The organism is Allobosea sp. CER48 (genome assembly GCF_044752385.1).
Lineage (GTDB): Bacteria > Pseudomonadota > Alphaproteobacteria > Rhizobiales > Beijerinckiaceae > Allobosea.
Window position 1 is genome coordinate 1 of record NZ_JBIWYK010000132.1, and the last position, 7,421, is coordinate 7,421.

A 7,421-nucleotide genomic window follows, 5' to 3' on the forward strand; every position below is an offset into this window, starting at 1 on the left:
GCCGGGTTTCATTGCCCGGCGAGCGCGGTCCCGACCCTAGTAGTGGAAGGTCCAGAGCAGGCTCTCGCTCAGCTCCTTGAGCGCTTCGACCGCATCCGGCCGCTCCCTTGCCACGGCGGCCACGAGCGCATCCGCGAGGGCAAAGACGGCGCCGGGCGCATTCGGCAGGAGGTGGCTGCGTGCCGGGGCGAAAAGCGTGACATCGGCGATCGCCGCCAGCGGCGAGATCGGGCCGTCGGTCAGCGCCAGGAGCTTGGCGCCACGCTTCTGGGCGAAGCCGGCGAGATCGAGCGTCGAGCGCGAATAGCGCGGCACCGAGATCGCGACCATCAGGTCGTCGGGGCGTGCCGACATCATCTGGCGCACCGCGCGCTCCGGCCCGGTGCGGGCGGAGGCGAAGATCACGTCGGCCCCGAGATAGAGCGACAGCCCGTCCTCGAGATAGGAGGCGATGTGGTGGCTCGCTCCCGACGCGGCGATGAAGACCCGCGGCGCCTTGAGCAGCAGCTCGACGGCCCGCGTCACCGCCTCCTCGGTCAGTCCGTCACGGGCAGCCTGCAGATTGGCGGCCTGGTCGGCCAGGGCGGCCTCGAAGGTCCCGAAAGTCGAGCCCGCCGCCGAACGGGCGCCGGCGAAGCTGTCGACCGGCGCATGGGCGAACTTCAGCGCGGCCGAGAGCGCGCCGCGGAACTCGCCATAGCCGCCATAGCCGAGCGCACGGACGAAGCGCGTGACCGTCGCGTTGGAGGTACCGCTGCCCTCCGCCAGCCCCTCGATCGTCATCGTGGCGACGTCGAGCGGGTGCTGCAGCACGAAATCGGCCGCGCGGCGATGGCCGTTGCTCAGGGACGGATAGATCTGGGCGATCCGGTTCGAGAGATCCGTCGAGGGCTTCAGACCTTGGGACATGTGCCTCCGCCCGGTTGACGTTCAAAAATTTTCATGTTTGCTACCGGACGAAAATAAACCTGTCAAAACGACGAGCGGGAGCGGATACCATCATGCGTCAATCCCTTTTCGTCGCGGCGCTCGCCGCGACCTGCCTGTCCGCCACGGCGGCCTCGGCGCAGACCCTGCGCATCGCCCTGGCCTCCGAGCCGACGGCCGTCGATCCGCACTATCACGACCTCACCCCGAACAACGCCCTGGCGCAGCACATCTTCGACTCGCTCGTCAGCCAGGATGCACAGCAGAAGCTGCATCCCAGCCTCGCGACCTCCTGGGAGAACGACGGCAAGAATCGCTGGACCTTCAAGCTGCGCGACGGCGTGAAGTTCTCGAACGGCAGGCCGTTCACCGCCGAGGACGTCGTCTTCACCTTCTGCCGCACCCTGAAGAACGAAACCAAGGTGTCGGATTCCTTTGCCGACGTCACCGGGAATTTCGCCTCGGTCGAGGCTCCCGATGCGCAGACGCTGGTCATCAACACCGTCAGCCCGGAGCCGCTGCTGCCGAACCTGCTTTCGGCGCTCCCGATCCTCTCGGCGTCCATCGTCGAGCACGGCCCGATCAGCTACGACATCGCCAAGAACTGCGGCGTCACCGGCGCCTGGCCGACCGTGACCGGCTTCAATGACGGTACGCTCGCCATCGGCACCGGCCCCTACAAGCTGAAGTCCTATGTGCGTGGATCCGCGATCGAGCTCGAGCGCAACCCGGGCTACTGGGGCAAGGCCGAGCCCTGGGAGACGGTGCGCCTGCTGCCGGTGACCAATGCCGGCCCGCGCCTGGCCGGCCTGCTCGCCGGCGACTACGACGTCATCGAGAACCCGGCGGCGCGCGATCTTGGGCGCATCAAGGACGACAAGCGCTTCGGCCACGTCATCACGCCCTCGACCCGCGTGATCTACTTCCAGCTCGACGTCGCCCGCGACCAGAGCCCCTTCGTCAAGTCGGAGGACGGCAAGAACCCGCTGAAGGATGCCCGCGTCCGCAAGGCGATGTCGCTCGCCATCGACCGTGACGCCATCGTCAAGCGCATCATGGATGGCGCAGCCGAGCCGGCCTATCAGTACCTGCCGACCGGCATGTTCGGCACGCAGCCGAACCCGCCGAAGCTGGCTTACGACCCGGCGCAGGCGAAGAAGCTCCTCGCCGAGGCCGGCTATCCCAAGGGCTTCCAGCTGACCCTGTCGACGACGAACGACCGCTACATCAACGACAGCCAGATCACCCAGGCCGTCGCCCAGTATCTGACCCAGATCGGCATCAAGACCGAAGTCGACGCGATGACGCGGGCGATCTACTTCCCGCGCCGCGCCAAGAAGGAATTCAGCGTCGCGATCGGCGGCTGGGGCTCCGGCACCGGTGAGGCCGCGTCCTTCCTGCGCCAGTGGCCGCCGACCCCGAACGAGACCAAGACGCTCGGCGGTTCGAACTATGGTGGCTACAAGAACGACCAGTTCGACAAGGTGATCCGCGAGGCCGTCACCACTCTCGACGACGCCAAGCGCGCGGAACTGCTGCAGGAGGCCGGCAAGCTCGTCGTCGCCGACAACGCCTTCATCCCGCTGCATTTCGAAAGCGGCGTCTGGGCCTTCAAGTCCAACCTCGCGGTCACCGGCCGGGCCGACCAGTTCATGCTGGCGATGTCGGTCAGGCCCGTCGCGAATTAAGTCGAAGCCAAAGAACCTGACAAAACGATGGGCGGCCCCCCGGGCCGCCCATCCGGAACACGCAGCGGAGCCGCTCTCGCCCCATGGCCGCCTATGTCCTGCAACGGCTGATCCAGAGCGTGCTCGTGCTGCTCGCGGTCTCGGTCGTGGTCTTCTTCGCCGTCTACGGCATCGGCGATCCGATCGAGCTTCTGGTCTCGCCCTCGGCCAGTGCCGCCGAGCGCGAGGCGCTGATCCGGCGCCTCGGCCTCGATCTGCCGATCTGGCAGCAATACTTCGTCTTCATGGGCAATGCGCTGAAGGGCGATCTCGGCCGCTCCTTCGTGCATGGCGTGCCCGCGATCGAGCTGATCCTCGCCCGCCTGCCGGCGACCTTCGAGCTGGTGCTGCTGGCGATGACCCTGGCGATCGTCACCGGCGTGCCGCTCGGCCTCTATGCCGGGCTCGACCCCGAAAGCCGCCCGTCCCGCATCATCATGGGCAGCACCATCCTCGGCTTCTCGCTGCCGAGCTTCTGGAAGGGTATGATGCTGATCCTGCTCTTCGCCGTGCTGCTCGGCTGGCTGCCGACAGCCGGGCGCGGCGAGACGGTGTCCGTGCTCGGCTTCAGGACCAGCCTGCTGACGCTTGACGGGCTCAAGCACCTCGCGCTGCCCGCCATCAACCTCGCGATCCCGAACATGGCCCTGATGATCCGCCTCGTCGCCGCGGGCACCACCGAGACGATGACGCAGGACTATGTGAAATATGCCCGCGCCAAGGGCGTGCGGCCGCGGCGCATCGTTAGCCGACACGTGCTGCGCAATATCCTGATCCCGGTCGTCACCGTGGTCGGCATCGAGTTCGGCAGCCTCGTCGCCTTCTCGACCATCACCGAGACGGTCTTCGCCTGGCCGGGCATGGGCAAACTGCTGATCGATTCCGTCTACCAGCTCGATCGGCCCGTCGTGGTCGCCTATGTGCTCTTGGCGACGCTGCTCTTCGTCACCGTGAACTTCCTGGTCGACATCCTCTACGCCGCCCTCGATCCGCGGGTGAAGCTGACGGGAGAGATGGCATGAGCGCCAAGATGAAGGCGCCGGCCGTGCCTGCCTATGCCGACACGCCCCTGCGCGAGAAGGTGCTGCGCCGCATCCGCAACCGCCCGACGACGCGCGGCGCCGCCATCCTGCTCGGCATCATGGTCGCGCTCGCGCTGCTCGCGCCGGTGATCGCGCCGCAGAACCCTCACGATCTCGCCGCGCTCAGCGTGATGGACAACCGCCTGCCGCCGGGCGAGACCGCGATGAGCGGCATGACCTACTGGCTAGGCACGGATTCACAAGGCCGCGACATGCTGAGCGCGATCCTCTACGGGCTGCGCACCAGCCTGATGGTCGGCCTCTCGGCGACGCTCGGTGCGCTCTTCGTCGGGATTTCGGCCGGGCTTCTGGCGGCGCAGTTCGGGGGCGCGGTCGATGCCGTGATCATGCGCATCGTCGATTTCATGCTCGGCTTTCCCTCGATCCTGGTCGCGCTCGTGCTGCTGGCCTCGATCGGGCGCGGCGTCGACAAGGTCATCCTCGCCATCATCCTGGTGCAATGGGCGCAATATGCGCGGCTGATGCGGGCTTCCGCACTTGTCGAGCGGCGCAAGGAATACATCGAGGCCGCCCTGAATTTCGGCCTCCCGACCCGGCACATCATGATCGCGCATCTGCTGCCGAATTCGGTCGGCTCGGTGCTCGTCGTCGCCTCGATCAGCGTCGCCAGCGCGATCACGCTCGAAGCGACGCTCTCCTTCCTCGGCGTCGGCGTGCCGGTGACGCAGCCCTCGCTCGGCCTGCTGATCGCCAACGGCTTCGAGTTCCTGCTCTCCGGCGAATACTGGATCGCGGTGTTCCCCGGCATCGCGCTGGTGTTGCTGATCGTCTCCCTCAACCTCGTCGGCGACCGGCTGCGCCGCAGCTTCAACGTGCGCTCATGAGTGACCCCCTGCTCGATGTCCGTGGCCTGCGGACGGTCTTCCATGCGCTCGACGGCGCCTGGCCCGCGGTGGACGGCGTCGATCTCAGCGTCTCGCGCGGCGAGGTGCTGGGGCTGGTCGGCGAGTCCGGCTCCGGCAAGTCGGTGACCGGCTTCTCGCTGGTGCGGCTGATCGATCCGCCCGGCGAGATCGTCGCCGGCACGATCCGCTTCGACGGCGAGGATCTGCGCGAGGCCGGCGAGGAGCGTCTGCGCGACCTGCGCGGCGACCGCATCGCCATGATCTTCCAGGATCCGCTGATGACGCTGAACCCGGTACTCAGCATCGGCGAGCAGATGAGCGAGGCAATCCTGGAGCATCGCGACTGCAGCCGCGAGGAAGCGCTCGGCGAAGCCGCTAAGGCGCTGGCCCGCGTCGGCATCTCCTCGCCGGAAGCGCGGCTGAAGCAGTTCCCGCACGAATTTTCCGGTGGCATGCGCCAGCGCGTCGCGATCGCGACCGCGTTGCTCAACGCGCCCGACCTGATCATCGCCGACGAGCCGACGACGGCGCTCGACGTCACCATCCAGAGCCAGATCCTGTTCGAGGTACAGAAGCTCGCCCGAGAGACCGGCACGGCCGTGCTCTGGATCACCCATGATCTCGCGGTCGTGGCCGAGCTCGCCGACCGGGTGGCGGTGATGTATGCCGGCCGGATCGTCGAGATCGGGCCGGTCGACGCGGTGCTCGACGCGCCGCGTCATCCCTACACGCTCGGTCTGCTCAACTCCTCGGCCGCCAATGTCGCCCCGGGCGAGCGCCTGAACCAGATCGACGGCGTTGCGCCGCGCATCGATGCGCGTCCGAGCGGCTGCCCGTTCCGGCCACGCTGCCCGCGCGTCCAGCCGGTCTGCGCCGAGCAGGACGCGACGGTGACGGAGGAGGGCGCCCGCAGCTTCCGCTGCCACAACCCCGTCCCGTTTGGAGAAGCGGCATGAGTGCTCCGACCGGCGCGCCCATCATCGAGCTCAAGGGCATCACCAAGCATTTCCGCCGCAATCCGACGATCGCCGAACGCATCCTGATGGCGACCGGCCGCGGCAAGGCGCCGCCGGTGCTGCGCGCCGTCGACGGCATCGATCTCAGCGTCAAGCGCGGCGAGGTGCTCGGCCTCGTCGGCGAGTCCGGCTGCGGCAAGTCCACGCTCGCCCGCGTCGTCACCGGCATCCTGAAGCCGACCACGGGCGAGGTGGTCTACGAGCAGCGGCCGGTGGCGGGGCTCAAGGGCAAGGAACGCCTAGACTTCCTGCTCAAGGTCCAGATGATCTTCCAGGACCCATATGCCTCGCTCGACCCGCGCATGAAGGTGAGCCGCATCGTCGGGGAGGCCCTCAGCGTCCACAAGCTCCTGCCGAAGGCGCAGATCGACAAGGCCGTCGACCAGGCGCTGAGCGAGGTCGGCCTCGATCTCGCCTATCGCGAGCGCTACCCGCATCAGTTCTCGGGCGGGCAGCGGCAGCGCATCGGCATCGCCCGGGCGCTGGCGGTCAAGCCCGATTTCCTCGTCTGCGACGAGCCCGTCTCGGCGCTTGACGTCTCCATTCAGGCGCAGGTCGTCAACCTGTTCATGGATGTGCGCGAGCGCCACGGGCTGACCTATCTCTTCGTCAGCCACGACCTCGGCCTCGTCCGCCATATCAGCGACCGCGTCGCGATCATGTATCTCGGCCGCATCGTCGAGGTCGGGCGGGCGACCGAGATCTTCGCCGAGCCGGCGCATCCCTACAGCGCCGCGCTGATCGCGGCGATTCCGTCGGCGGCCCGGCGCAAGCGCGCCTTCCAGCCGCTCAAGGGCGAGCTGCCCTCGCCGCTGGCGCCGCCGCCCGGCTGCCCTTTCCATCCGCGCTGCGAGCAGGCGATGCCGGTCTGCCGCGAGGTTCGGCCGCAACTCGTCGAGATCGCGCCGGGCCGCAGCGCCGCATGCCATCTGCACAAGGCTCCGGAGGCCGCATGACCACCACCACCCTGAACCCGCCGGTCGGGCGCAGCACGCAGCCCTTCGTAGACCGCCGCCACCCCGACCGGCCGCTGGCCGTGAATTTCTATCGCCCGGAGCGGCACCGGCCGAACGACCCGGTCATCGTCGTGCAACACGGCATGCTGCGCAACGGCGACGACTACCGGGATTTCTGGATCGAAGCCGCCGAGAAGCACAACCTGCTGATCGTCGCGCCGACCTTCCCTGACGAGCCGTTCCCGAAGGCCGAGGGCTACAATAACGGCCTCGTCGTCACCGCCGAAGGCGCTGTCGCGCCGCGCGAGCAATGGCTCTATGCGGTGCCGGCGAGGGTGCTCGACGCGCTGCGCGCCGGCGGCGTGATCGACCGCCCCGTCATCCGGATCTTCGGCCACTCGGCCGGCGGCCAGTTCGTGCATCGCATGCTGGCGACCGAGGGCGGCGAGCTGTTCGCCGCGGCCATGGCTTCCAATCCCGGCTGGTACACCCTGCCGACGCTCGATCGCCGCTTCCCGGAAGGGCTCGGCGGGCTCGATCTCGAGAAGGGGGCGCTGGCATGCTGGCTCGCCTATCCGATGATCATCTTCGCGGGTGATCGTGACATCGCGACCGATGATCCGAACCTCCCGGCGCAGGCCGAGGCGCTGGCGCAGGGTCCGCATCGCTACGGCCGGGCGCATTTCATGCTCGATTTCGGCCGGGCCGAGGCTGCACGCCTGGGCGTGCCCTGCAACTGGGAGCTGATCACGGTGCCGGGGATCGGCCATGACGGGGCAGCGATGTCGCGCGCCGCCGCCGCCTGGTGGTTCGACGGCCGCATTCCGTCGATCGAGGAACTGAGGCC

The 7,421-nt window shown here is 68.1% G+C and carries 7 protein-coding genes; 6 read left to right on the forward strand and 1 reads right to left on the reverse strand.

The window, feature by feature from the left end; all coding sequences use genetic code 11:
- Nucleotides 1-36: 36 nt before the first annotated feature.
- A complete protein-coding gene (locus tag ACIPIA_RS07235) occupies nucleotides 37-909 on the reverse strand; it encodes a MurR/RpiR family transcriptional regulator (protein ID WP_400508067.1) in 873 nt (290 codons plus the stop codon).
- A gap of 92 nt (nucleotides 910-1,001) precedes the next feature.
- Here ACIPIA_RS07235 and ACIPIA_RS07240 point away from each other — a divergent pair, with 92 nt between their 5' ends.
- From ACIPIA_RS07240 to ACIPIA_RS07265, 6 genes are all read left to right on the forward strand, one after another.
- Complete coding sequence (locus tag ACIPIA_RS07240; RefSeq protein ID WP_400508069.1) at nucleotides 1,002-2,615, forward strand: ABC transporter substrate-binding protein; 1,614 nt, start codon at nucleotides 1,002-1,004, stop codon at nucleotides 2,613-2,615.
- Nucleotides 2,616-2,698: 83 nt separating this feature from the next.
- Entirely contained in the window at nucleotides 2,699-3,676 is a 978-nt protein-coding gene (locus ACIPIA_RS07245) for an ABC transporter permease (protein ID WP_400508071.1), read from the forward strand.
- The gene (locus ACIPIA_RS07250) at nucleotides 3,673-4,581 is read left to right on the forward strand and encodes an ABC transporter permease (protein ID WP_400508073.1); all 909 of its coding nucleotides are present in this window, start codon (nucleotides 3,673-3,675) and stop codon (nucleotides 4,579-4,581) included. The genes ACIPIA_RS07245 and ACIPIA_RS07250 overlap by 4 nt, the downstream gene beginning before the upstream one ends.
- The gene (locus ACIPIA_RS07255) at nucleotides 4,578-5,558 is read left to right on the forward strand and encodes an ABC transporter ATP-binding protein (RefSeq protein ID WP_400508075.1); all 981 of its coding nucleotides are present in this window, start codon (nucleotides 4,578-4,580) and stop codon (nucleotides 5,556-5,558) included. Before ACIPIA_RS07250 ends, ACIPIA_RS07255 begins: the two co-directional genes overlap by 4 nt.
- A complete protein-coding gene (locus ACIPIA_RS07260; RefSeq protein ID WP_400508076.1) occupies nucleotides 5,555-6,574 on the forward strand; it encodes an ABC transporter ATP-binding protein in 1,020 nt (339 codons plus the stop codon). The genes ACIPIA_RS07255 and ACIPIA_RS07260 overlap by 4 nt, the downstream gene beginning before the upstream one ends.
- On the forward strand, nucleotides 6,571-7,421 hold an 851-nt coding region (locus ACIPIA_RS07265; protein ID WP_400508078.1), incomplete at its 3' end, for an alpha/beta hydrolase. The genes ACIPIA_RS07260 and ACIPIA_RS07265, both read left to right, overlap by 4 nt.